At 41.3% G+C, this 22,371-nt stretch carries 25 protein-coding genes and 2 pseudogenes; 3 read left to right on the top strand and 24 right to left on the bottom strand.

Annotated features, from left to right (window positions below; translation table 11 throughout):
* From ACTNCK_RS10435 to ACTNCK_RS10340, 20 genes and pseudogenes are all read right to left on the bottom strand, one after another.
* Positions 1-326 (bottom strand): hypothetical protein (locus ACTNCK_RS10435; protein ID WP_441082650.1); only part of this gene is annotated, 326 nt, incomplete at its 3' end.
* Between the two features lie 309 nt (positions 327-635).
* Positions 636-1,931, bottom strand: a complete 1,296-nt coding sequence (locus ACTNCK_RS10430; RefSeq protein ID WP_441082649.1) for an ATP-binding protein — start codon at positions 1,929-1,931, stop codon at positions 636-638.
* Positions 1,932-2,064: 133 nt separating this feature from the next.
* Positions 2,065-2,967: an ABC transporter permease gene (locus tag ACTNCK_RS10425; protein ID WP_441082648.1), complete on the bottom strand. Its 903-nt coding sequence runs from the start codon at positions 2,965-2,967 to the stop codon at positions 2,065-2,067.
* Positions 2,967-3,878: an ABC transporter ATP-binding protein gene (locus tag ACTNCK_RS10420; RefSeq protein WP_441082647.1), complete on the bottom strand. Its 912-nt coding sequence runs from the start codon at positions 3,876-3,878 to the stop codon at positions 2,967-2,969. Before ACTNCK_RS10420 ends, ACTNCK_RS10425 begins: the two co-directional genes overlap by 1 nt.
* A gap of 541 nt (positions 3,879-4,419) precedes the next feature.
* Complete coding sequence (locus ACTNCK_RS10415) at positions 4,420-4,641, bottom strand: DUF3791 domain-containing protein (RefSeq protein ID WP_441082646.1); 222 nt, start codon at positions 4,639-4,641, stop codon at positions 4,420-4,422.
* A gap of 3 nt (positions 4,642-4,644) precedes the next feature.
* On the bottom strand, positions 4,645-4,884 hold the full coding sequence (locus ACTNCK_RS10410; RefSeq protein WP_441082645.1) for a hypothetical protein: 240 nt from the start codon (positions 4,882-4,884) through the stop codon (positions 4,645-4,647).
* Positions 4,881-5,363 (bottom strand): DUF3990 domain-containing protein, encoded by a 483-nt coding sequence (locus tag ACTNCK_RS10405; protein ID WP_117965648.1) that lies wholly within the window; start codon positions 5,361-5,363, stop codon positions 4,881-4,883. The genes ACTNCK_RS10410 and ACTNCK_RS10405 overlap by 4 nt, the downstream gene beginning before the upstream one ends.
* A 121-nt stretch (positions 5,364-5,484) precedes the next feature.
* A complete protein-coding gene (locus tag ACTNCK_RS10400; protein ID WP_441082644.1) occupies positions 5,485-5,712 on the bottom strand; it encodes a macro domain-containing protein in 228 nt (75 codons plus the stop codon).
* Positions 5,713-5,741: 29 nt separating this feature from the next.
* Positions 5,742-7,109: a hypothetical protein gene (locus ACTNCK_RS10395; protein ID WP_441082643.1), complete on the bottom strand. Its 1,368-nt coding sequence runs from the start codon at positions 7,107-7,109 to the stop codon at positions 5,742-5,744.
* 98 nt (positions 7,110-7,207) lie between these two features.
* A pseudogene (locus ACTNCK_RS10390) lies at positions 7,208-7,552 on the bottom strand (phage portal protein); the annotation flags it as partial.
* Between the two features lie 2 nt (positions 7,553-7,554).
* Positions 7,555-7,971: a hypothetical protein gene (locus ACTNCK_RS10385; protein WP_441082642.1), complete on the bottom strand. Its 417-nt coding sequence runs from the start codon at positions 7,969-7,971 to the stop codon at positions 7,555-7,557.
* 99 nt (positions 7,972-8,070) lie between these two features.
* Positions 8,071-8,838, bottom strand: a complete 768-nt coding sequence (locus tag ACTNCK_RS10380) for a nucleoside phosphorylase (RefSeq protein ID WP_441082641.1) — start codon at positions 8,836-8,838, stop codon at positions 8,071-8,073.
* 73 nt (positions 8,839-8,911) lie between these two features.
* On the bottom strand, positions 8,912-9,442 hold the full coding sequence (locus ACTNCK_RS10375) for a hypothetical protein (RefSeq protein WP_441082640.1): 531 nt from the start codon (positions 9,440-9,442) through the stop codon (positions 8,912-8,914).
* 296 nt (positions 9,443-9,738) lie between these two features.
* Positions 9,739-10,794, bottom strand: a complete 1,056-nt coding sequence (locus tag ACTNCK_RS10370) for a Fic family protein (RefSeq protein ID WP_441082639.1) — start codon at positions 10,792-10,794, stop codon at positions 9,739-9,741.
* A 153-nt stretch (positions 10,795-10,947) separates the two neighbouring features.
* Positions 10,948-11,154, bottom strand: a pseudogene (locus ACTNCK_RS10365) (DNA-deoxyinosine glycosylase); the annotation flags it as partial.
* Positions 11,147-11,647: a low molecular weight protein-tyrosine-phosphatase gene (locus ACTNCK_RS10360; RefSeq protein ID WP_441082638.1), complete on the bottom strand. Its 501-nt coding sequence runs from the start codon at positions 11,645-11,647 to the stop codon at positions 11,147-11,149. The gene ACTNCK_RS10360 and the pseudogene ACTNCK_RS10365, both read right to left, overlap by 8 nt.
* A gap of 134 nt (positions 11,648-11,781) precedes the next feature.
* Positions 11,782-13,377 (bottom strand): diguanylate cyclase domain-containing protein, encoded by a 1,596-nt coding sequence (locus tag ACTNCK_RS10355; protein WP_441082637.1) that lies wholly within the window; start codon positions 13,375-13,377, stop codon positions 11,782-11,784.
* A gap of 45 nt (positions 13,378-13,422) precedes the next feature.
* Positions 13,423-13,743 (bottom strand): SdpI family protein, encoded by a 321-nt coding sequence (locus tag ACTNCK_RS10350; RefSeq protein ID WP_441082635.1) that lies wholly within the window; start codon positions 13,741-13,743, stop codon positions 13,423-13,425.
* Positions 13,744-13,812: 69 nt separating this feature from the next.
* Positions 13,813-14,703 carry an Abi family protein gene (locus ACTNCK_RS10345; RefSeq protein WP_441082634.1) on the bottom strand — a complete coding sequence of 297 codons (891 nt, stop codon included), beginning with the start codon at positions 14,701-14,703 and terminating at the stop codon, positions 13,813-13,815.
* Between the two features lie 219 nt (positions 14,704-14,922).
* Complete coding sequence (locus tag ACTNCK_RS10340) at positions 14,923-15,447, bottom strand: nitroreductase family protein (protein ID WP_441082632.1); 525 nt, start codon at positions 15,445-15,447, stop codon at positions 14,923-14,925.
* A gap of 276 nt (positions 15,448-15,723) precedes the next feature.
* Between ACTNCK_RS10340 and ACTNCK_RS10335 the strand changes: the two genes are divergently transcribed.
* Positions 15,724-16,281, top strand: a complete 558-nt coding sequence (locus ACTNCK_RS10335) for a DNA-3-methyladenine glycosylase I (protein ID WP_441082630.1) — start codon at positions 15,724-15,726, stop codon at positions 16,279-16,281.
* 21 nt (positions 16,282-16,302) lie between these two features.
* Here the strand turns inward: ACTNCK_RS10335 and ACTNCK_RS10330 are convergent, their stop codons facing one another.
* The 4 genes from ACTNCK_RS10330 to ACTNCK_RS10315 all read right to left on the bottom strand — a co-directional run bounded on the left by ACTNCK_RS10330 (position 16,303) and on the right by ACTNCK_RS10315 (position 21,161).
* Positions 16,303-17,205, bottom strand: coding sequence for a hypothetical protein (locus ACTNCK_RS10330; protein ID WP_441082628.1), 903 nt, complete (start codon positions 17,203-17,205; stop codon positions 16,303-16,305).
* A gap of 126 nt (positions 17,206-17,331) precedes the next feature.
* Positions 17,332-18,909, bottom strand: a complete 1,578-nt coding sequence (locus ACTNCK_RS10325) for an AAA family ATPase (RefSeq protein ID WP_441082626.1) — start codon at positions 18,907-18,909, stop codon at positions 17,332-17,334.
* Positions 18,910-19,092: 183 nt separating this feature from the next.
* The gene (locus ACTNCK_RS10320; RefSeq protein WP_441082624.1) at positions 19,093-19,593 is read right to left on the bottom strand and encodes a DUF2798 domain-containing protein; all 501 of its coding nucleotides are present in this window, start codon (positions 19,591-19,593) and stop codon (positions 19,093-19,095) included.
* Positions 19,594-20,861: 1,268 nt separating this feature from the next.
* Positions 20,862-21,161, bottom strand: coding sequence for a Rid family hydrolase (locus ACTNCK_RS10315; RefSeq protein WP_441082622.1), 300 nt, complete (start codon positions 21,159-21,161; stop codon positions 20,862-20,864).
* Positions 21,162-21,423: 262 nt separating this feature from the next.
* On the opposite strand from ACTNCK_RS10315, the gene ACTNCK_RS10310 reads away from it, so the two are divergent.
* A complete protein-coding gene (locus ACTNCK_RS10310; RefSeq protein WP_441082620.1) occupies positions 21,424-21,579 on the top strand; it encodes a hypothetical protein in 156 nt (51 codons plus the stop codon).
* The gene (locus ACTNCK_RS10305) at positions 21,522-22,130 is read left to right on the top strand and encodes a LytR/AlgR family response regulator transcription factor (RefSeq protein ID WP_441082618.1); all 609 of its coding nucleotides are present in this window, start codon (positions 21,522-21,524) and stop codon (positions 22,128-22,130) included. The genes ACTNCK_RS10310 and ACTNCK_RS10305 overlap by 58 nt, the downstream gene beginning before the upstream one ends.
* Positions 22,131-22,371 lie beyond the last annotated feature (241 nt).

The raw sequence follows: 22,371 nt of genomic DNA, 5'->3' as shown, positions 1-22,371 counted from the left end.
TGCCGTTTCTTACGCCAAGATTGTGCCGTCACCGAAAATAAAATGCCGTTGAGCGGAGAAATCGTCGAAAATAACACGCCGTTTCCTCCGCTAATAATTTGCCGTTTGACAGTATAGGTAGAAAGGGATTCCAAATACCTGCGGGATCCCTCTGCATACAACGCGCCAAGTGCAAGCGACGATTTTCCCGAACCGGAGACACCTGCAATCGCTACAATCTCGTTAAGCGGGACATCTATATTGATATTTTTAAGGTTATGAACCTTTGCACCGCGTACCTCAATATACTTTGGCAGCATCTTCTTCTGTATGATCTCACCGGACATAACAATTACCTCTTCTCCATTTACTTTTCCCCTCTTGTGATTCATGAGCCTTGTTTTGTTCCTGGTATTTTTATTGTACCGTATTTCAAATTCATATCAAGTAGGCAGACTTTTTCTGACATGGTATCTTGCGTGATACCATTACAGAGAACGTCCCTATATAATGAGCCCATAATTTAAGACAAAAAAATAGTTGTTTCTAAGTTGGGTTTCTCCTATCATAAAACCATGTCGAAAGGAGTCCAACTATGGCGAAAAAGATGCACACATACACATATGTAAGTGCCTTTTAACAATATGATAGATATATCATTTCAAGAGATCTTCATTCAGAAGGAATTGTTCTATCCCAACATATGTGATCCCGTTTTCATCCTGCCACGGCTTAAGGTAATCCCGAACTACGACAATCTTGCTAAAAGAGTCGGGGATTCTTTTCAACGATTCTATCTCCTGTTCTTTTTTCTCCGGATCAGCTATGGATAAGGCCGATTGAACATAAAACCGCTTGCCTCCCTGGTTTACAACGAAATCCACTTCCAGCTGCTTTCGGATCTTCTTACCGTTTGCATCCTTAGTATTGTATTCCACCACACCCACATCAACATTCATGCCTCTTCGGATGAGATCGTTGTACAGTACGTTTTCCATGATATGAGTCTCTTCCAACTGTCTGAATCCAAGTCTTGCATTGCGAAGCCCCAGATCGGTGTAATAGTATTTTGCAGGGGTTCCGATGTATTTCCTACCCTTAACATCATAGCGAACAGCTTTCTCAATGAGAAATGATTCCTCAAAATATCCAATATATTTTTCAATCGTTTCTGAGCCTATGCCAATCTGCCGTTCACTTTTAAATGTATTAGCCAGTTTACTTGGATTGGTAAACGATCCAATCCCCGATGCAAGGACATCCAGCAATATATCCAGTACTTCCGTATCATTCTTTATTTTGTGTCTTTCAAGTACATCTTTTATATAGGTCCTGTCGAAGAGATCCTTTAAATACCTGCTTTTCTCCTCATGCGATTCAAGAGAAGTGGCAAGTGGCATTCCGCCATAAGTATAATAATCCTGCCAAGCTCCCCTTTTATCCCCTTCATATTCTTTATAAAACTCCGCAAATGACAACGGATATACGCGGATTTCATCACCTCTGTCTCTAAACTGAGTCAATATATCTGAAGACAGCATCTTAGAATTACTACCGGTAACATACACATCTGCATTATCCATATGCATAAGTCCAAGGATTACATCAATAAATGTTATCTTGGCATCCTCATTATCCACGTAAGGATTCCGGATCTCAGATACAAACTGAATCTCATCGATGAAAATGTAATATCTCTTTTTAGGATCAACCATATGATCACGCACGTATTTATCCAATTCCAATGGATTACGATACCTGGCATTTTCCAATATATCCAATGCCAAGGCAATGATCTGGTCTTCCTTCACACCTTCTCCCAGAAGCCATTCCCGATACAGCCTAAACAACAGTACCGATTTTCCGCTTCTGCGAAGTCCCGTGATGATCTTAACACGTCCATTATCCTTCTTTGAAATAATCTTTTTCAAATATTGTTCTCTCGGATACATTTACACACCTCACGATTTATTTGCGGTTATCCGCATTTATTTCATGTATAATATACCATTTCCAAGCCTTCTACGTCAATGATGTTCATGAATTTTTTGCAGATATCTGCATTTTACTATCAATGCTTTGGATTTATCGTTCGCCTTCAACATCCGGCAGCGATGTAACAAAATAATAAATTATTCCTAATACAGCTATACTTCCCATCATAATACCGATCATCTGATTAACACTTACCACATTTCCATGAAATACCGGATTGCAATCAAGAGTGTCTCTTATCGCCTCAACCATTTCATCCGGATAATGTTTTCTCTCCATCTCCCTGAAAACTCCGTGAAGCATATGATTCTTGATCAATGAAGTGGCATATGTACTCGGAAGATAAGACAGCGCCTTCTGAATACCTGAACCATAATTTGAAATCGGCATATAAGCACCACATATAAAACCATATCCTGCGCTGACAATTGTACCTACAGCCGAAAGCTGTCCCTGTGTTGTCAGCGGAAAGCTAATGATACTTGAAAGTGTACTTCCAAACAGGACGAGCAATATCATATCGAATAGAACCCATAATACGTCTGCTGCATTCATATACCATCCCATTTTAAACAGATATCCCAGACATAATACAAATGCAAGTCCATTGACCATTAAAGAATTAGCAACTGTCGAGAGAAAATATCCCAAATAAATTTTCCCCCTGCTGACCGGCGAGACATTGAAATCCCTCCTTGTTCCATTTGCCTTGTCCTGCACCATAGTCAGATTCACACAAAATGTTACAGTAATACAGCTCACTGCCATAAGTGATGCTGTCAGCTGTGCTGCCACGGTTCCATTAATAAGCTTATCCGAAATCGTAATCATATCATGAATCGCTGCTGTAAAAGAATCTCTGTAAATCTTTGCTAGAAACGTAGCATACAGGACAATCAGAATGACGGGTGTGATCATTGATGTAAGCAACATCCCTTTATCTTTAAAAAACAGTTTCCTGTTCCTGCTCATTAATGCCAATACTGTTCTCATCACTGCTCACCTCCCAGCTTTTTCCCTGTGACTGCAAGAAATACATCATCCATTCCGCCTTTTACTACTTCATAATCCGTGAATAGGTCCTGATGCTCTACAATAAGCCTCGTTGCTTCCTTCATATTTCTTACTTTTAACTGATATCCGTCACGTATTTTCTTATATTCTCTGTTCAATGTCTTTATTTCATCCTCGGAAACACCGTAAACAGACACTATATTCTGTACATAATCATTTTTAAGTTCAAACGGTGTACCTTCCGCTGCAATACTTCCTTTGTCAAGAATCACAACATACCCGGCATTGGCAGCCTCTTCCATATAATGTGTAGTCAGAAATACTGTCATATTTTCTGTTTTCTGAAGCTTCTCGATAACATTCCAGATTAACTGCCTTGTCTGCGGATCAAGCCCTGTGGTAGGCTCGTCAAGAATCAAAATCTCCGGTCTGTGCAATAAGGCACGGGCAATATCAATTCTTCTTATCTGACCTCCCGACAGCTTGCCTACAGGTCTGTTTAAAAACTCGTCAAAATCCAGAATCCCGACCAGCTCCTGTAATCTCTTATCAAAGGCATTTCCTGTAATGCCATACAAAGCAGCCCTGCTCTTTAGGTTTTCTTTCACCGTAAGCGGTTTGTCAAGCACGCTATCCTGAAACACAACACCAAGCATTCTTTTTGTCTGTGCGCCGGCTTTGTCAGTTTCTATTCCGTTTACCTGAACCGTTCCGCTGTCTTTTTTCAGCAATCCGCAGAGAATGGAAATGGTTGTGCTTTTCCCTGCACCGTTTACTCCAAGAAACGCAAACAATTCTCCTTTTTTCACACGAAAGCTCAAATCATTTACCGCTTTTACTTCGCCAAAGCTTTTATTCAGATGGCTGATTTTAATGATATCTGATTCCATATGTTCCTCTCTTTCCTAATATAATAACAAAAGACGCAGGCAATAAAATTACTGCTCTGCGTCTTTTGCATTCTCAAAAATTCCCGGTACTTCATTTGCAAAGCTGAAAGCTCTATTCTCTAGTTATCATTTGATAACTTAGATTGTAGTAACCAAACGATAAATTGTCAATCTTTTTCTAATCTTCTATTCATAAACGGGATTGTTAAAAACATCCAGTATATATTTTTTCACTTTCTAAAACTTCATCCGATACAGTTCTATACCAAGTACCGCATTATATCCTGAAATGTACCGGCATAACCACTGTCGCTTAAAGGAAACATGCTAGATCCCACTGCTGACATCCACTCCATAACCGTGAATATCAGACTATTCTGTATAATTCAAGTACAGTTTTCATTTAATTCCACGCAGAATAAACCATTAACTGAATATCATTGTCCGATGATGGCTTACCGGTATAATCAGCATAACTTTTACAGACACTCATACCTACTGTCGAAAAAATCAGCTATTTGGGGAATATCATACAGGCAAGTTACAACTTGATCCGCTTATTGCCTGTGATGCTGCTAATATAATCGTCAATATCCTGCACGATGCAATGGTCCCCCATTGTGTGCAGTGATTCAAAATATTTTGTGATATACCCATAGATGCCATACTCTTCAAAGGTTTTCGCCACATTTGCACCGGAAAGCCCTTTGAAATGACGGTACCGCTCCATGCAATAAATCAAAAAATTGGATTCTTTGCTCATCGCTCACGCCTCCTCCGGGTAATCATAGGAACCTGTCAGAAGTTCATCTTGATACATGGTATACAGCGTCATCGGGCTGTAATGCCACAATTTGGATTTTTCATCCGAAAGCTCCTGATAGAGCTTGGACTGATAAAAGCGGGAAATCGCTGTTTCATCATCCACATTACTATTTTTTGTAATCTGTTCGATGATGGGCGGCACAATGATTGCAAGCATTGCGCTGAACTGATCTTCGTTCATACAAGCTTCCTCCCTTCAAAATGCAAATATTGCAGGGACTTCTCAGTTGCAAATACCAGCTGGTTGAACAATTTCCGAATCTTGAGTGCCGCCAGTGTCTGTTCCTTATCCAACACTCCGGTCATATACAGGGTAATGGTGCGGTACACATCATCATTTGCCACAGCACCATAAATCAGGTCATGCTGCTTTCCCTGATAGGTTCCCTGACGGTTCTCAGCTACAAAATCCAGCCACGCTTCATCTGGGCTGTCAAAGCGCAGCAAGCTGCACTCCTTGAAAGCCACAGCCTCCTCTACGGAATATATATTCAGCGTAGCGGCTCCTGTTTTGCGGCGGTCAGTGACTTTTTGAGCGAAGTTCACTGCCTGATCGCGGTTAGTAGTGGTATAAAATCCAAAACCGAAGTCCAGATAGCGATTTTGCCGGATAAGTTTCGGCTGTTCTACGATAACATTGCTTCCGTGGTACAAAATCATTGCAAACGCCTCCTGTTCCTCTTATTTCTTCTCTTTTACCATCTCGGCTATCGCCTCGATGTCGGCACTCGCAGCAAGATAAAATTTCTAATTTATATTCTACTCCAAGAAACGAACAACATCAATCGAAAGTTCTTCCGAATTTTGAACGCTTTTTGTAGTCCTCGTCTATACGCTTTTTCCAGTCTGCGCTCAGCGGAGCACTGCATTCTGCAAGCAGCTCCGGTCCGGCGGCACGATGAATGCAGCCGTCCACACCGCCTCCGCCCAAAAGAGAAGTATTTGCGGCATTGACGATTGCGTCAACGCTCATTTTTGTAATATTGTTTCTGATAATCTGTAAGGTCATTGCTTATTTCTCCTCCTTCTGCCACCTCGTTAGATATGCTTCTTTTTCAGTTCACGAATCAACATCTCAACCTGTACTCCTGTAAGGAATGGTGTTTTGATTGTCGATGCCCAATAAAAATTTCGCTTCAAAATTGTTTTAATCTCATTCGGTGAAAGAGCAGGCAATGCTTTAACATCTCCATTGAAATTTTCCGGCACAATCATTCTGACACTATGATATTTTTCATCACCCACTTCCGTTGGTGTGTCTGTAACGATCTGTCCAACTGCAATAATTCCCCTTCCTTTGGAATAAAAAAGAGCATAGTCATCTTTGCGAAAGCTGTCGATATACCGTTTAGCATCTCCATATGCCGCAATTTTGTTTCCGAGAATCATCTCGGATTCATTTGTATCTGAATACGAGATATTCGTATCAAACATGATTCCTTTACACGCAGAAAACTTCAAACGATTATTTTCTATTTCTGTCAGAAACTTCACCCAGTATAAAACATTCTCCGGAATGATATGAGACTTATCCGGATTGATCGCAAATTCATAGATAACCGTTGGATCTGCTACTTTCACATTTGAATATTTCTGTGCATTCTGAACGTTTCCTTCTGTTGTAAGCAAATACACTTCACCATTCAGGCTGGAATAGTCATCTGTATTGAGATCAACATCACCCTTCTTTACCTGAATGTAAATATGCTTTCGGTTCAGGTCATTTGGATCAACCAAAACGCACTCATACTTTGGCGTAGCAATTTTATTTGTCGATGGAATGCAAACGTAGCCTTTCGTATCATACAGCCACAGCGCAAGTAAATCCTCAACATCTTCCGGCTGAAGCAGGCTGTAAAAATGCTTTTCACATAACGAGAGGGCTGGATCGGGATAATTGAATAGATCCAGCGCTGAATCGTGGACACGGTTATACAACATCTGACTGTATTCTTCCACTCCATTTTTCTTAATTCTCTGGATGGTTGAACCCATAATAAATGATGTTGCCACAGCACCAGGAACGGATTCTTCATCTGCCTTATCTGTAGCTGGATACCAGTCTATATTGATCAACTGATTCGCTGCATCCATCTGTACTGCATCTTCGCGAAACACCCAGGTACTGTTCGCCTTAACTCTCGCAATATAGTATTTGCCTTCATTTCTTGAGCGCATCCATAGAAGATCTCCTTCTTTCACATCCTCTACCATGCGGCATACACTGTCGAAAGATTTGTACTGAGTTCTTGCCAGATTACAGTAATCCAAAAATGTATGTATCCCAGAACGTTCTGCCTGGGTTAATTCACGAAGACTCCATCCCATTGCTGCGACATGATTTTTCAAGCAATAGTCGGCAACATTTGTGTCACCTGTATTCACCTGTAATCTCCATACTGCCATCTTGTGTTCCTCCTTCTTTTTGTATTTAGAACATTCTCATCATTTGCTTTGATATTATTATATATCTTCCAAACATAGAATGACAGATGCAATATACATTCTTCCAATACCGCCACCTTGTTAGCATTAGCAGAACCACCAAAGGTTGCCTGCCAGCTCTCACGCACTCTGGAAGGATCCTTAATGGTTCCCGGATGCTCCAACACACCGGATGGAGCTGCACCATTGGCAAAAAACTTTGCTCCATACTCTTCACAGGCAATCGCCATACCAATCGCATTTTTTGCCATTGCTATAGGACTGTAGCCCACAAGACCATCAAAGCCTAACCCCGGAATGTGAAGTACATCATACGGTTTCAATCTCACTGTCGTACCCTTCATAGTATGAGCATCATCAGTATTCATGTAATACTCATAATAAAGCTGACCGTTCTCATGCCTCCTTATGCGCACTTTGAAAGTGCAGTTTCTGTGATGCTTTCCATAAAAGGAATGGAGCTTTCTTTTACAATAGATCTGTATCTGTAGAGTCTCATTCTCATAGCTTCCGGAGTATGACTATCAGTAAAATTAACGAGGAATTTCTCAAGATCATTCTTCGTTGCCATTTCTTCCTTCATCTGCTTTATTTTGCGTGTGTTTTCCGCTGTCTGAAGAGATAGTCGTAGCAATTCTGTCTGACCAATAGCAGCGGGTGACTCGATTAGATAGTCTTTCATGCCTTTAAAAAGCCTTATTAGGGCCTTACTTTGTCTAACTGCAAGATCACCTTTCAGCACTGTCATTAACATATAGATACCAGCCTCAGTAAATACATAAGGATTAGATGTTCTTCCACCTTTAGTACCCTTTGTCTGCATCGAGGTCAATTTTTTTAACCTCGATAAGTATACCTTATTTACGCGAAAAACTTCATAGATATATCAACAGAAGACACTTCTTTACAATGATTCTCTCCTTTATTTCCAATCTCTTAGCACATCCAAACCTAATAGCAATGCTTTTTCATGCGAACTGGTTCCAAAGTTCCTGGCATCATAATCATGAACATTAGCAAGTGAATCAGCCGTAAATAGAAACTGTCCAAATGAAGCTCCCCTTTTTCTGCTGCAAGCTGCTAGTGCAGAACATTCCATTTCAACCACCGTGCACCCTTCTTCAAGACGATACTGAACCATGTCTTTTGTTTCTCTAAAGAATCCGTCAGTAGTCCATGTTGTACACGTAACAAAGGGCAAATTATGTTTCTTAAAGCAATTCTCTATTACCGACACAGGCTCATTATCTATATCGACATACCTAACAGCTGGGAGATAATGGTAAGATGTTCCCTCAGCTCTAAGGGCTTTTGTGGGGACAAGAAAAGCATTCTCTGGAATATCAGCCAGCACGCCACAGGAGCCTACAGCTATGACTTTCTTGCATCCGCAGCTTACAAGCGTATCAAGGACCTGCGTAGCCGCTGCTGCACCAATTGGCGACTGCACCAAACAGATATCTTCATTCTCATCTTTTAGAACATATATCTTTATATTATTGGACACAGTTATTAGTTCCTCTGCTACAGCAGCATTGTTTACTTTAGCATATTCATGAACAACATTCCCAAGAAAAGCAAACAGGCATTTTTCAGGAAGTTTTAAATCCTCCACGTCTTGATCCGGAGCTATAACTTCGACTGAACTGTCGTCATATTCAAGAATCGGTATCTCGTTTTTTATAACCATTTTGAACCTCCCTATTCTCATCAATCAAGAAAATTGACCATTATAATTTCATCTCTGTTACAAATATAGTATATCACGTCAGAGAAAGAATCAGCACGAATATATTTATCTCGACCCATCCGATATCTGTGGTAAGCAACTTCATTGATTCTTTCCAGTCAAGCTGTGCCTGCTTACCTGCCTCTGTCTCATATCGTATAAATGCCTGGCTCTTTGATGGTCGTCGTTTATTAAAATACGCCTTGAACTCTGGAACCGCATTCAGATAGTTGCAGAAGTTTGGATAGGATCCGATATAGCCATGGTTGTCCTTCAGGTACTGCCATAACACTCGGCGGTAATAGAATAACTGCTGATTCTCATCTGAAAGAAGTTCCCTGATCGTATCCATGTATGGAGTAATACAGTTCGTTGAAGCCCTATGCTTTGACTTCTCAAAGCCGTTTATATACTTGTCCACGATTCTCCTGTCTATGTTAAGTTCCCTTGCTATCTGGCTCTTATTTACTTTTAAATTCGTTGCCTCCATAATCGGTTTCAGTTTGTGTAAATCCTCTAAGCTGTTGATCTCGAGATCAGAAATAATGGATGTCTTGGTTATCATTGATATAGCCTCCTAGGTAACTCTATCAATGATATCATTTGTACATTTTTATTCCATAACTTTTGTACATTTTTAATTATAACTTACTATATGTACCCTGAAAGAATGCTGATATAGCAACAAAAGCCGGAATATCAAGAGCAAATATACAACCAGATTTCACTGGGAAATCTTGACATACCAGCTTGTTTTGCTATTAAATAGATAACGGCTTACCCGCAATAAACTGCTGTCAAGCCACATCAATTATCATAGAAGATCTGAATTTACAGGAAAAAATTCACACCGTCTAGTAATTAAACAAGTGCATCTTTTCTTACGTAATAGGTGCCCCTACCACTTCCTCGACGTTCAAGCACTTCTTCCTTTACAAGTGCTGTTAACGAGTTTTCTACGGATGCGCGCCCTAGCTTTGGACACATTTCCATTATTTCACTTTTTGTAAACTTGCCTATTATTTTATAAACGGCAGTTCTTACCTGTTCAATTGCAGGTTCCTTTATATCTATAATTTCAATTCGATCCTCAAAATCTTTATAAGCTGCAATTATGGTCTTTAGTATATACTTGATAAAAGGAGTCGGATCATCTTCTCCTTCATGCCAACCATTTTGGCTCATGTTAAGCGAGTCATAATACAAATCTTTTAATTCAGCTATCTTTTTTTCCAAAGATACATATCTACCGACAACATAACCAGCTCTATAGAGTAGCAATGTTGTCAACAATCTACTCATTCGACCATTGCCATCATTAAAAGGATGCACACATAGAAAATCATGAATGAATATTGGTATTAAAAGTAATGTATCTACTTCTTCGGTAGCAGACACTCTATTAAACTCTTCACATATTCTATCAATAGCAATAGGTGTCTCTAAGGGACTAAGTGGTTCAAATATAACATGTTCAATACCATTTTCATCCCTGGCAACAATGTGGTTATCACTGTTTTTAAAATGACCGCCTATACTTCTGTTGGTAAAACGATAAAGATTCTGGTGTAACTGAAGAATATAATTTGAAGAAATCGGAATATACTCATAACTTTCATGAATCATATCCAATACAAATCGATAGCCAGCAATCTCCTCTTCATCACGATTCCTTGGTGTAGTTTTTGACTGCATCAATTGTTTCAATCTTGTATTCGAAGTAAAAATTCCCTCAATAGCATTTGAACTCTCAGTACTTTGAACTTTTGCAACCTCAACAAGCTTATCTAAAACAGCTGGTTTCTGAGCTAAATACAACTCTTGCTTTCCTCTGTATTCATGTATACCTGAGACTAAACCTAGTATTTCACTATCCCATTTGTAATCTTTATACTTACTATAATTAAATTCTCGCATAGCGCTTCTCCTTTTCGCCTAAATTATATCACATATTAGGCGATAATCAATGGTTTAGGCGATTATTGAGCCTGTGAAAAAATCTCTGTAAATTAGACAATACAAAGGTCTTCTATGATAAAATATTAGATCATAGGAGGCCTTTTATTATGGCAGGTTCTTCTTCTCATCAATCGTTTCAGGCACCGGGCTTTTGGCTATAGCAGAGATGACACGCCAGAACCGGTTATTCGGATTCCCATAGTAAAAGCGATTCTCACGTGACTTAACCGATGGAAAGCTCCCCAATATCAGTATCCGGCTGTGTTCATCATAGACAGGGGCGAAGGTGTGGACTACATGTGTGTAGGATTCATTCAGAGCTTTTTACCTCCGGCGAGGATGAAGTCTCCTGTGCTTTTTCGATCAGATATCTGAAAAGAGCCCTGCATCCCTCAACAATCTCATCCAGGCATTTATCGAACCTTCTGGTATACCATGGATCTTCTATTCTATGATCCGGTCTGTCTGTGTACTCCATCAGAGTATGCACCCTATGATCCGGGTCACCATGAAGACAGCGGTTCAGATAATATAGATTCTCATCGTCCATAGCTACGATCAGATCCCAGTCCTCATACTCCTCCCATCGAACCTGGCGAGCCCTGTGCTGTCCAATCGGAATACCCCTCCGGCGAAGAGCTGCTTCCATCGGAGGGTAGATGGGATTTCCGATCTCCTCCGTGGATGTCGCTGCCGAATCAATCAGGAAATCATCGCATCTTCCGGCCCGAGCCACGATAGTTTGCATGACATATTCAGCGCTGACGCTTCGACAGATATTGCCGTGGCAGATAAAAAGTACTCGTATCATAAAAATCTTCTATCATAAAATGCCCTATAATGCTGAGTTTTGCGTTGGTTTATCGGCTTATTATGGCATCATATTTTTCTTGTTTATAACTACTCTTTTTTATAATTCGATTATCAGTTTACGGTCTTTCCCTCTCACAGGCCGTGCTTTCTCCGCTCTTTTCCTGTCGCGATATAGTATTGCTTCTTGTTTTCATACATTTCCGCATCTGCGGCTTTCAGAAGCGACTCAAAATCCGTGTCCTTTGTGCCGCTTATCGTCGCACCGAGGGACGCGGTATCACCCAGCTGGCTTTTTGCCGTTTCCAGTAGTTTCTGAAACGCTGGATGTGTGATGTCTGGCAGAACCGCAATGAACTCATCTCCGCCAAGCCGATACACATTACGCTTTCCGAACACAGATTTCAGCGTCTGTGCGGCCTGCACAATGAATTTATCACCGGCGTCATGTCCCTTTTGGTCATTTATTTCCTTTAGGCCATTTAGGTCGCACATGACAACCGCCAGGGGAAAGTACTTCTCCAGCTTTTCTGTGTACGCCCAATCCAGTGCTTTTCTGTTTTTACAATCTGTGAGCTGGTCATATAATGCACTGTGCTCCAGTGCATCTGCATTATCGCGCAGTCTTATCATAAAAGAGATCATAAACTCGATCATATCTATCTCATTCGAGATCTCATGCAGTTTCTCTTCGGGAGGATTGTCCACACCATAGAATCCGACCATCTTGCCGTTGATTTTGATTGGCCCTGTCACAAGAGTATTGACACCCTGAGGTTTCAGCCGTTCATAGATGGCTCCGCTTGTTTTTTTGCATTCTTCAATGTCATGGATGATGACATTATTGGATTCTTGATATTGTGCAAACCATGTTTCAATGATGCCTTCATATGGCACATCCTGCAAGTTATCTTTTTCTTTGGATACGCCCGCTTTGCACCACTCGTATGTGTTGTCAAACGTTCCGCGGTCATTCTGTTCAAAGATATACGCTCGATCGGCGGTCACACGCTGTCCGATATACTCCACCAGTTGATTCAGTACTTTGTCCGGAGTTTCTTCTGAAGCGGCATACCGAACCATGTCAGTGAGGAATCTCTCGTAATTCAGGATTCGTTCCTGCGATTCGCGCTTGCTGACTTCCAACATTTCCTTTTCCTTATGGTACAGGATTCTCTGGAGCTTTCTTCGCATCATAATGGCAGTCAGAAGCATACTCAGCACCCCGTACAGAATAACATTCTCCAGGTTTTTGTATAGAATCGGGTTGTGCTGCGCAAAGAAAGCAAGTCCGCTATAGAGCAGCATACTGCTCAGAATCAGCCCGTTCATGACCGCCGTTCTGGCGGTAAACAGCAGCGGCGCTGCCATCATGAACACAATGTAGTTGACAGTGAGCTCCTCCGGTGTAATCAGCGTTCCAGTAATAATGCCGAACAGCAGCAGCGCGGCAAAAAAGCTGTATACAACCAGTTCTTTCCCCAAGAAACTTCTAAGTTGACAACAAGAAATGCAAAAATAGGCCAAAGAAAGGAACGTATAGACCAGATACACCCATTTATATTTTCCGATACTCGGAGAAAACACACTCACCAGCGTTATGACTCCAAAAGCAACAAGCGCCACAGCAGAATACAGCCGCATGGCTTTCCAGTTTTCTTCCCATACATCCTGTTTTACTTTCTCATAATCACCACAACGAAACATAAACAACGAAACAATTTGATTCATACGTTTTTTCTCTCCTAACTCTGTTCAATTACCGCTTTGCCCGTCTCATAAGGAGCACAGATTCAACGATACTTTCATTGTCCCAAATAAGAACTGATACACATTATCACCGGATATCTTTTCCTGCTTAATATTATACAGTTTTGTCTCCACCGCTTCAATGAAAGTATCAATTTCCTGCACATATACCTTATGCGCATAAATAAGGGTTACCGCAGATGCCAGGATCACAGTTCCTACCGCAGCCATTGCTGCACAGAATGAATTTTTAACGATCGCAGCCATAATGATTGTAACTACTCCGGCGATCATAATCGCATAAGCGCCAAACCGATTACTTTCTCTCCATGTATTATCGTTATACATACTTTTCCAGGCTTTTCAAAGTCTTTTATTAGATTGAGTGCTAACGAAAAGTGGTTGTATATTCCTATTTTACAAATTATTCTTCATAATTTCCAAGTAATTCTCTGGAAAACCAATCAACTTCAAATCAATATCATTTCTGTATTCATCTATCACTGTTTCCACTGTCTGCATCAAAGATTTCTTACTCTCTTCATCCGGAAGTCTTTTTAGCAAGACTAGCGTATAAGCAAATAATGAATTATTCTTTATTTCTGGATGTTTCCTCAAAAATGACGTTGTAAACTTTGCCGGAGGATTAAAATTTGTATTATACATTCTAGCTGCATGCGCACATTTGTTTCGCAAAACCGATAAACAATGAAGATGATTTTCTAATGTATCTCTTCCAACACCAACCATATGAGCAATAGCATCTTTTTCTGAATAATACATAGAGCTGTATAATTTAGACATATTAGAAAAAGACATTAATTCCACAATAACCCACAATGGCATTTTACTAGAATATTTCATTTTATGATGCTTCACAATCAAGCTATCTTTATAATAATTTTTCTCCCTGCTGAAATTTTCCATACCTTCTCTGTAACCCTTTTTGTTATAGAAATTATTCTCATCATAATGCTGATCATACGGAGTCTCCGTACATTTAGCAAGTAAAAATCCATATGCAATCTGCGTCCTATAATATACTTCTGCTTTTTCAATATACTTCCGGAATGTATCACGTAATGTTTCATCCACTTTATATAGATGATATACCGTTTCAAATGTAGTCCCCTCTATATAGTCACCACCAGAAGGGTCTTGTCTGAATTGTAAAGCATAACCCGTAAAACGATAATAATTTACTCTTTTCAAAATGTCTTTTGCTTTCTCTCTATCTGTGATAATCATACCATGGGCTGCTAACTTATCCAATTGTTCATCGAAGGTCAATGTTTTTTTCAAATCCATAAAATCTCTCCTAAACGTAAAAAAGCTGAGCACAAGTCTCAGCCTTGTCCCCAATGCCAAAAAGACTTCGGGCAACTCTGTTACATATAGTATATTCGAAACCCAAAAAATGCAATAGTTTTTATTATTTTCATCGATAAAAATCTACCACATTGAGTCTCAGTAGTCCATTACTACTAAGGATTTCTTCCCACACATAGAGGATGTGGGAAGCTTTAGTTAATCGATCTCATTTGTCACAAATCTATGTGCCTCAGGTATCTCGCGCTCAGAGTAAGACTCTGCTGTCTGCCCAAGGATCAGCCCTCCGAGAGGAGTGAATCCTTCCGGAAGCTCGAGTCTTTCAAGCAGCTTCTTATTCCGGCTTAACGCTGCTACGGCTCCATATATGTCACACTGACCTACTCCCTCTTCGACTGCTGCGAGAGCCATATTCTGGAGGATAAAGCCGACATTAGCACTGGCGACATTCCCCTCTGCGTTAGACGAAATAACGATAAGCATCGGGGCACCATACAGAGGATGCATGGACGGATTGCCGAAGAACTGTGCGGCGCAGGCATCAATTTCGCCCAGCAGATCCGAGTTCGTAATGATAGTAAAATGAATACTGTCGTACTTTCCCATCCCAATAGGCGCTTCATATGCAGCATTAAGAATCACATCCAGCTGTTCCTTAGATATCATCTCTCCAGTATATGAACGAATAGATCTACGGATATTCATAGCTTGTGTCAGTTCCATGTCATTACCTCCTTAATAGAGCTTTTCTTGAAGATTTACCTGACTATTATATCATACGCAGGGCTTTAAAATCCACTTCCGCGCGATTATACTCCATGAAGTATAGATAAAGAGACGTGAAGTCAAAAGCACAAGGGATGCTCATGGATCAGTCATGTTATTACAACACCCTACACCACCTTTATTCATACCGCGAGTGCTTGACATTCACCTGTTTTTCAATAGACTTTTAGATGAGCAGTCCAGTCGATAAATCCAGTATAGACGTGGAGGTAGATGATGAGCAGTGAGTGTCGCAGATGGTCGGAAGGCGATCCTATCCTTGAAGAATATCATGATCACGAATGGTGTAAAATCAACCATAACGATCAGTACCAGTTCGAGATGCTCTGTCTGGAGGGCGCCAGCACCGGTCTGTCTTGGGCCACAATCCTGCATAAGCGCGCCAACTACCGCAGGGCATTTCATGACTTCGATATCGATGCCTGCGCGGCTATGACAGACGATGAGTTGATTAGTCTATTGTCAAACCCCGGCCTGATCCGCAATCGAAGCAAGATATTCAGTGTACGCAGGAATGCACAGGCTGTTTTGGCTATACAGCAGGAATTCGGTTCTTTTGACTCATACCTGTGGGATGCTGCCGGTGGCAGACAGATCGACGGTCACTGGAAATCGATAGAAGAAGTGCCGACAGTATCTGAACTATCTATGCGCCTAAGTAAGGACATGAAAAAACGAGGTATCAGTTATGTCGGCCCGGTAATCACCTATTCCTTCCTCCAGTCCATCGGCATAATCAATGATCATCTGGCCGACTGTGAGTGCAGATGAAAAAAGGGACAGGTCCATTTTTCACCTTTCTAATCTTCTTCTCTTCTTCTCCTCCGCTATAGCAGTCTGTCTTGCCAGAATCTCCTCCTCCTGCCTGCGGAGATCCTCATCTGACAGCGCCGTAATCATCAGGCCGGGAGCCACGTTCACGAGAGGATTCTTCTTCGACGAGAGATTTCTCGCCTTCTCATAGATATATCCTGCTATAGAGAATACTACAGCTCCGATGCAGTTCACAAGCAGATCCTTCATCGTGTCGATTATTCCTATATCCAGGTACCCTCCGTTTATAGTGTATTTTCTGCCTGTCGCGGTAAAAATCACTGTCTTTTTGATATGATCGATTATCACTGGCGTCTGGGTTCCAGTAGTATCTAGTTTTATGGTTCCGATTTTTTGTACGATGAAGTCCTTCTGCATATCCAGAAAGAATATCGAATCCATGGTATATTCAAAGAATTCCCAGAGCACACCTACTGTCATCGAAAAACAGAAGCCGACTACCGCCATATAGAACGGTGAGAGACTGATATTTTTACTCCTGCGGTTTAATATATCAAAAAGCGAGAATCCTATCGCCGCACATAAGAAGCCATTCAGCGTGTGAAGCATAGTATCCCAGCCCGGTATCATGGTGTAGTAGCGATTCACCTCGCCAAGTATCTCCGCTGCAAAAATAAACGCATAAATTATACACTCAAATAGCGGCGGGATATCTACCTTGATCGTCTCTTCCAGAAACGAAGGTACCAAAAATAGTATAAGCGAAACTACGCATAGAGCCAGCCCCTCGAAGTTCGACTGAAAAAAACACCTCACCGCAGTAAGGATCACCAGTCCCCGAAGGACGGAATACATGATAAATGCTCTTCTATTAAGCGCAATTCTTTCTTTAAGATGTTTTATCTTTATTCTTATATTCATATTACAACACCTAGATGAAAAATGGGACAGGTCCATTTTTCATCTTTTTAGAAGTAGTGATATTGGTAAGGTTCTATCAAGTGAGAAAGGATAAAGGTATATGGGAAGCAATAGATCTTGCACCATTTACCTTATCTGATAATCGGCGATATTACGCTTCTCTGTCGAGAAAACCACTCCGATTTTATACAGCTTCCTCTGATCTGCGGTGTAGGGTATCGTATAGCCTCTGTCATCGATCTGCTTCATCGCTTCCTCAATCGGTGCGTCGAGCTTAAACTCGAAGACATAGATATAGTCAGCTGTCTGCACCACACAGTCGGCGCGTCCTGTTGCCATATGCACCTCGCAGCTCGTATAGGCTCCCATCAGCGATAGGATTAGGTAGAGCTGTCTCGACCACTCACCCTCGTACTGCGGGGCTCTGCCCTCCGGGTACGGGATCGAGGCGAAGAGGGAGGTGAGGCGGGTCAGGAATGAGTCCGGATTCCCACCCTCCAGATCCATGATCAGATTGTCAAGTGCCAGAGGATTCTCTCTGGCGGAATCTCCCAGCTCATAGTGCACCAGCGATTCCATGAATCCGTACTTCACCTCGTCATTCGGAAAACGCAGCGTGTAGTTGCCGAAGCGGTTGTCGTAACCGCAGATAGTCAGGTACCCGGCCTGATAGAAAAGCGGAACCGGATCCGGATCATCCACACGGTAGCTTTTAAGTACAGATTCCCTGGCACGTACTCCCTCTGTCAGCTGATAGAGATTCATCCTGGATGAGTTGAGCTTCTTGATCAGTATCTCAGGTGTCCCGGATTCGAACCAGTAGCTGCCGAAATCCCCGGCATCAAAGGCGCACAGCAGACTGAAAGGATTATATACTCCTGCCCCACTCCGTGAAAAATGGTATCCGTCATACATTTTTGCAAGCTTCGCCTGACACTCTGTTCTAGAGATGCCCTGTTCTTTCGCCATATAGTCAATCTCAGGTTCGAAGTTCTCTTGCAGCTCTTCCTCTGTGATGCCACAGATGCCTGCGTATTCGTTATGCATCGAAATATCGTTCAGCTGATTTAGATCCGAGAAAATCGAGACCTTCGAGAATTTCGTCACTCCGGTAAAGAATACGAACCGCAGATAGCCGTCCATATCCTTGAGCACCGAGAAAAATCCCTTATACAGCTGCCTGTTTTTCTCCTCCTGGGCGGGATTAGATATCATAGTAGAAAGCAGAGGCTTGTCATACTCATCTACTAGCACTACCACCTGACGTCCGGTCTTCTCATATAACTGCTCAATCATGTCCTCGAATCGAACAGCCAGATCATAGTCACAGTGCCTTAGCCTGTATTTATCCTCGACAAAATCAAGTGTCTTGCAAAGCTTTGCTTCCAATCCATCCTGTTCGTTATACTGCCCGCCTGACAGCGAAAAATAGATTACCGGATACTTCGTCCACGCCTTATCTCCCCTCGCGTTCTCCTTCTCCTCTATATAGAGCCCCTTAAAAAGCTCCTTCTCTCCCGAGAAAAAGCTGTAAAGCGTAGAGATAAAAAGGCTTTTCCCGAAGCGCCTCGGGCGGGAGAGAAAGTATGGCATCGTGGTTCTCGTAAGCTCCCAGACGTATCTGGTCTTGTCCACGTAGACATAGTGGTTCTCTCTTATATCTCTGAAGTTCTGTTTTCCAATAGGAAGATAACGATCATCCATGTAAACCTCCAGCATTGTCCTGTCTTCTGAACTGATATAACTATTATAACACGAGATGACAAAAGTGTCTGTCCCCTTTTTCACCTCTATTCTAAAAAAAATCCCGCCTGACTTCCCTTTAGGAAATCAGACGGGTCTGTATGCCTGTACTGCCCATTCCACTGGCTGGCAGCTGATTCGGTATTAATCTCTAACTAATTCACCGTTTTTTGCCTGTGCTCTTCTGAATATAAGCCTGAATACAAGCCTTCCCAGCGGTCCGGCAAAGAAGATCTGCCAAGCCAGTGCCATCGGGAAATTCATCGCTGCTGTCTGCACCCAGGTGCTCACAAATCCGGCCCCGGCAAAATCCTTGAACAGAAGTGTCGCCACCAGACTCATGGTCGGGCACATAAGGCAGACGGTAAGCGAGCACCTAATAAGAAGGACTGCGAAAAAAGGCATCTCCCTTGTAACCACGCGACCTGTCAGGTACATCACCGGCTTCTCCATCACGAACATCTCCAGTACTATCGCTACCGGCCACATGATTCTCAGCTCGCCAAAAGCCTTGATAAATACCTGGTCATTCATCCCTCCTATATTCAGTGCGATATTATAGCATATCATCGCATAGACCATGAGAAAAGCCATAATCACTGTAAAAATCAGGTTTTCAAGCCAGTTCTTCGGTAAATTCTGCATAAAAAAATCTCCTTTCGTGTGATACCTGTGTTGTTCGGGTCCACTCACGAAAGGAGCATTATCGTTTCCAATTTAAACCTGTATCTATTTTTCACATAATTTATCTAGTATACAGCAATCTCGCCCCTATGTCAAGGCAAAAAAAGGACAGGTCCATTTTTCACCTTTTTCTTATGCCTTACTCCGCGTTGAAATGAAGTGGTAAACTTATTTTAGACACGGAGGGGTTAATTTTTGGACACGGATCTTATATAATAAAGACAGAGAAGATCCATTTCTAAAACAGTTGATCTTCTCTGCTTGAACAGAGAGACAAAAAAACATAAATTTGTGTCTAAAATTTGTTGACTACTACATGGGTCAGTTTTAATTATACATCAACAATAGACTTGAAATCACTAACGGTTTGTGTTATATTGCTATTAGATAAAAGGTGTCACCGATAGACGGCTGGCCCAAATTATATTTAGCTATCGAAATAGCCGCCTAGTTTTCCAGACCGGGGCGGCTACTTCTGTGTCTTGTGATTATCGTTACGCCCAATGGCGTATCCGATGCTAAAGCAGGTCAGTCCGAAACTGAGAACTGCAAGTAGTCCTTCAATCGTCAACATAAGCGTCGCCCTCCTTTCCACTGGATTCCCTTTCAGGTTTCTATGTAAACGGAGGGTCACAGTCCCTCCGGAGAGGGCCAGCCGTCCACCATCTTGGTGACACCCAAGAAGATTATAGCAAGATGATAGGGAGTTTTCAACTATAATGAACCCATAATTTTAGACAAAAATAAGGGTGCGGACATTTTTAATTATAACTTATTACTCCTTACAGCTTTTCATGGAATGCTTTCCAATTCTTGGTGTCTCATAATCAGCGTTCAAAGCCCTGTTTTATATGACAGAATTATACCTCAGGTTCGATAGCGTAGTATTATGCAGTATATCAACAACCGCATGTATATGGATATTCCAGATTCTAAGGAAATATATGCGATCATCATGCGATTTTTCACTTTCCGGGCCGGGTGGATGGTTCTTCAGTATCTTTATGCTTCTTTTTGCCCTGCAATACTCATACTTTACGACAGCATTAGTAAATGGCTATAAAATAAGTTTTCGGACTGCCGGGGAGATACTGCATATCATTAGCGGTTTTATTGCAGTAGCCGGTTCCCTACTTCTGATCTATTATATCAATACAAAAGCAGCACTTGATTATAAAAAGAAATATGCTGAAAAGAATGCCGCTGATACAAAAAATTATTACAATGATCTATTCCGAATAGGCTCTGGTTATATCCATATTTTTTCCGGTGTCTGTTGTATAGATATTCACCTTTACTACCTCCTCTCTCTTGACTCCATTGCTTTCGAGGAGCATCACTAGCTTATTGAATATATATCTGGCCTGCTCATAGGCATCTCCCTCTCCATATACGCTACCCTCAGGCGTCACTGATGTCGTGCCTGAGACAAACACAAACGGTCCTGCCTTTACTATCCTGGAATACCCTTCCACATCCTCAAAGGCTGATCCACCCTTGATATTTGTCCTCTTGAATCCTTCTTCCATAGCCAATTTACCAGTGCCTTGTATACAATATACCAAGGGAAATCACTTTGGTAAAATTGATAAAAACGATATATAGTTTCATTTTTTTGAATTAAAAAATGAGCTCATAGCCCCTTTGTAATGAAATGCAGTAGACAAACGATTCGTCATAGTTTTTTGTTTTCCGATAAAGTTGCATCCCCATTTACATATTGCAAAATCATGCCATATCAGCTATCATTGATTCGCTAGAATCAGTAGATCAAAATAAGGAGATAATACAATGATCAGGATCGCCATCTGCGATGACAGTAAGTATTCCATTGATGATGTAAAAATCACCTCAACACATATTCAATGTCATGCGGCCTTAAATATACAGTGGATTCATTCAGATCAGGCGATCTGCTTCTGTCATCAGGTCAGAGCTATGATCTGATCTTTATGGATTACAAGTTTGATGATGCTCCAGAAGATGGTATTACAATCTCTGAAAAGATCAGGGATTTTGATCAGAAAGTCACAATTGTCTTCCTGTCTGGATACAGTGACATCGTATTTGATACATTCCGTATAGGTGCCTTTCGCTTCCTGACTAAGCCAGTAGACAAGGACAGATTCAATGAGATGATGAATTCATTTATTTCAAGAATAGACAATACTCATGTTATACCACTTCAGGCAAATCGGAATAATGTGGTCATAAAAGAGAATAAAATCCTCTATATAGAAAGCAACGGAAGATACTCGCTTATCTATACTGTTGATTCATCCGATCCTGTCTGCTGCCATGAGGGAATCTCTTCAATCGAAAGCAGACTGCAATCCAGCAGCTTCTTCAGATGCCAGAGATCATTCCTTGTCAATCTCCGTCATATCAATGGTCACAGATACTCCAGTGTTATACTTGATAACGGCAAGGTGCTGGCTGTCAGCAGGAAAAAATACAGGAATTTCCTTGAACGCTATCTGTTGATCATTAACCAATAGCATCCTGAATATAGATTCAATATTTTAAATATCAAAAGCACATCGCATATATCAAGGAGGCTAAGCTATGATCGTAAATGCACTTATTACCATTTTGATTTTTTCTATATGGGGAATATCCGACCTAATCGTAAGCGTATTAAAGAGATGGGCTAATCCCATTCTGAGCTGGTTTTTGAGTATAAAAAGTCCCTCACGAGTCTGATTCCATTAGATGGTGGAGTCATTCGTGAGGGACTTT

Source organism: Candidatus Weimeria sp. HCP3S3_B5 (assembly GCF_052064335.1).
Lineage (GTDB): Bacteria > Bacillota > Clostridia > Lachnospirales > Lachnospiraceae > Weimeria.
This window is presented reverse-complemented; position numbering and strand designations above follow the sequence as displayed.

Bases quoted from the DNA above. Each gene is read 5' to 3' on its own strand.
- ACTNCK_RS10430 (WP_441082649.1), bottom strand. From the start codon at position 1,931: ATGTATCCGAGAGAACAATATTTGAAAAAGATTATTTCAAAGAAGGAT.
- ACTNCK_RS10425 (WP_441082648.1), bottom strand. From the start codon at position 2,967: ATGAGAACAGTATTGGCATTAATGAGCAGGAACAGGAAACTGTTTTTT.
- ACTNCK_RS10325 (WP_441082626.1), bottom strand. From the start codon at position 18,909: ATGGATGATCGTTATCTTCCTATTGGAAAACAGAACTTCAGAGATATA.
- ACTNCK_RS10315 (WP_441082622.1), bottom strand. From the start codon at position 21,161: ATGGAAGAAGGATTCAAGAGGACAAATATCAAGGGTGGATCAGCCTTT.
- ACTNCK_RS10340 (WP_441082632.1), bottom strand. From the start codon at position 15,447: ATGGAACTGACACAAGCTATGAATATCCGTAGATCTATTCGTTCATAT.
- ACTNCK_RS10370 (WP_441082639.1), bottom strand. From the start codon at position 10,794: ATGCGAGAATTTAATTATAGTAAGTATAAAGATTACAAATGGGATAGT.
- ACTNCK_RS10330 (WP_441082628.1), bottom strand. From the start codon at position 17,205: ATGAATATAAGAATAAAGATAAAACATCTTAAAGAAAGAATTGCGCTT.
- ACTNCK_RS10420 (WP_441082647.1), bottom strand. From the start codon at position 3,878: ATGGAATCAGATATCATTAAAATCAGCCATCTGAATAAAAGCTTTGGC.
- ACTNCK_RS10320 (WP_441082624.1), bottom strand. From the start codon at position 19,593: ATGCAGAATTTACCGAAGAACTGGCTTGAAAACCTGATTTTTACAGTG.
- ACTNCK_RS10415 (WP_441082646.1), bottom strand. From the start codon at position 4,641: ATGAGCAAAGAATCCAATTTTTTGATTTATTGCATGGAGCGGTACCGT.
- ACTNCK_RS10350 (WP_441082635.1), bottom strand. From the start codon at position 13,743: ATGTATAACGATAATACATGGAGAGAAAGTAATCGGTTTGGCGCTTAT.
- ACTNCK_RS10345 (WP_441082634.1), bottom strand. From the start codon at position 14,703: ATGGATTTGAAAAAAACATTGACCTTCGATGAACAATTGGATAAGTTA.
- ACTNCK_RS10410 (WP_441082645.1), bottom strand. From the start codon at position 4,884: ATGAACGAAGATCAGTTCAGCGCAATGCTTGCAATCATTGTGCCGCCC.
- ACTNCK_RS10405 (WP_117965648.1), bottom strand. From the start codon at position 5,363: ATGATTTTGTACCACGGAAGCAATGTTATCGTAGAACAGCCGAAACTT.
- ACTNCK_RS10385 (WP_441082642.1), bottom strand. From the start codon at position 7,971: ATGCAGACAAAGGGTACTAAAGGTGGAAGAACATCTAATCCTTATGTA.
- ACTNCK_RS10360 (WP_441082638.1), bottom strand. From the start codon at position 11,647: ATGATACGAGTACTTTTTATCTGCCACGGCAATATCTGTCGAAGCGTC.
- ACTNCK_RS10380 (WP_441082641.1), bottom strand. From the start codon at position 8,838: ATGGTTATAAAAAACGAGATACCGATTCTTGAATATGACGACAGTTCA.
- ACTNCK_RS10395 (WP_441082643.1), bottom strand. From the start codon at position 7,109: ATGGCAGTATGGAGATTACAGGTGAATACAGGTGACACAAATGTTGCC.
- ACTNCK_RS10335 (WP_441082630.1), top strand. From the start codon at position 15,724: ATGATGAGCAGTGAGTGTCGCAGATGGTCGGAAGGCGATCCTATCCTT.
- ACTNCK_RS10310 (WP_441082620.1), top strand. From the start codon at position 21,424: ATGATCAGGATCGCCATCTGCGATGACAGTAAGTATTCCATTGATGAT.
- ACTNCK_RS10355 (WP_441082637.1), bottom strand. From the start codon at position 13,377: ATGAATCAAATTGTTTCGTTGTTTATGTTTCGTTGTGGTGATTATGAG.
- ACTNCK_RS10375 (WP_441082640.1), bottom strand. From the start codon at position 9,442: ATGATAACCAAGACATCCATTATTTCTGATCTCGAGATCAACAGCTTA.
- ACTNCK_RS10400 (WP_441082644.1), bottom strand. From the start codon at position 5,712: ATGACCTTACAGATTATCAGAAACAATATTACAAAAATGAGCGTTGAC.